At 45.6% G+C, this 1,310-nt stretch carries 2 protein-coding genes; both read left to right on the top strand.

What is annotated here, in order from left to right:
* Positions 1-933: RAP domain-containing protein (locus ACO6V1_RS24000; RefSeq protein ID WP_422469124.1), on the top strand; the 933-nt coding region annotated here is incomplete at its 5' end.
* A 59-nt stretch (positions 934-992) separates the two neighbouring features.
* The coding region (locus tag ACO6V1_RS23995; protein ID WP_422469122.1) for a hypothetical protein at positions 993-1,310 on the top strand (318 nt) is incomplete at its 3' end.

Genomic DNA, 1,310 nt, shown 5'->3' with positions numbered 1-1,310 from the left:
AACGGGCAGGAACAGACACCAGGGCTCAACGAGGCTGTGGTCGCGCTGTTGCCCCTCGTGAACGCACAGAAAGACCAATTTAATGCCCAGGGTATTGCCAACTTGCTGTGGGCCACGGCCAAACTGGGTGAACTCGTTGAACTGAACGTGGCTACCTCTACGTTCGAATCTCTTGTCTATCGAATCCGTAAGAACCTTCAGTTTTCTCAGGAAGAGATATCGATGTCTCTCTGGGGAGTCATGGTATGCTGTGCCAGGTTGGCTCTAGACTCCAATCCCAATAAAAATAACGTGCTTGAAAAGCACATGGATGACCTGTTGACTCGCTTGGAAAATGCCTCGCCAGATAATAAAGAGGATCGATCCATCATGATCATGGCCGCAAGTTGGCTTGGCAGGGCGTGTCCGGTCGTCCGCCATTACCAGAAAGCCATTTCAAAAACCCAGGCCGACTTCCGCGATCAACTCCAATCATGCATTCCATCTTTGCGGATTGAAGAAGAAAAGAGCCTGAACTCATTACCTCCGGTTGACCTGCTTCTGCCAGATCACAACATGGTGATTGAAGTTCAGGGACCGTCTCATTACGTGGGTGGTGATTTCAACACCAGGAATGGTTCGACTCTGCTGAAAATCGCACTGCTGAAAAAATCAGGATTTAAGGTCATTGAAATCCCGGTTAACCGGCTTTTGAACAAAGATTTAATGAAACCCTATATTGATCAAATAAAGACCAGGATAGGCATCCCCCCACAGGAGCATGACTCTGTATCATTTAATAGAGGGTGGGCAGATGCTGCATACGTGACTGGTGAAGAACATTTAGAAAAGCAAACCAACCCAGCAAAAAAAAAGAAGAAGAGAAAAAGAAAACAAACAGTCAGTAATCGCCTTCCTCCCACCATGACTCAAGTATACTTTTCCGCAAAATGAACTTCTGAGCAGAACAGCAGTCTACTTTTTATATTTTCATTAATTAATGAAATATAATTATGGATAGACGTTCTGCTGGTATCAGTGGTCAATACGCAAGATCAGGTAACGGTTACAACCAACCGAATGACCATGCCCCTTCTTCAGGGCGTGGGCGATATAGACATGCCACAGTCAGACAGCGGGGTAGTCACCCCCGCTCTACCCCTGGATGTAATGAATTTCACCATTCTTCTGGACGTCCTTCTCAATATTTAATTCACCGTTCAGTTAACTCTGCTCAAGATTTTAATGTCCTCATCAAACAGGAAATAATGGATGATCTGGTGAGTAAATCACAACGTTTCGGTCAACGCTATGATGGGAGAGATCACGGT

The organism is Endozoicomonas sp. ALC013 (genome assembly GCF_049310205.1).
GTDB lineage: Bacteria > Pseudomonadota > Gammaproteobacteria > Pseudomonadales > Endozoicomonadaceae > Endozoicomonas.
This window is presented reverse-complemented; position numbering and strand designations above follow the sequence as displayed.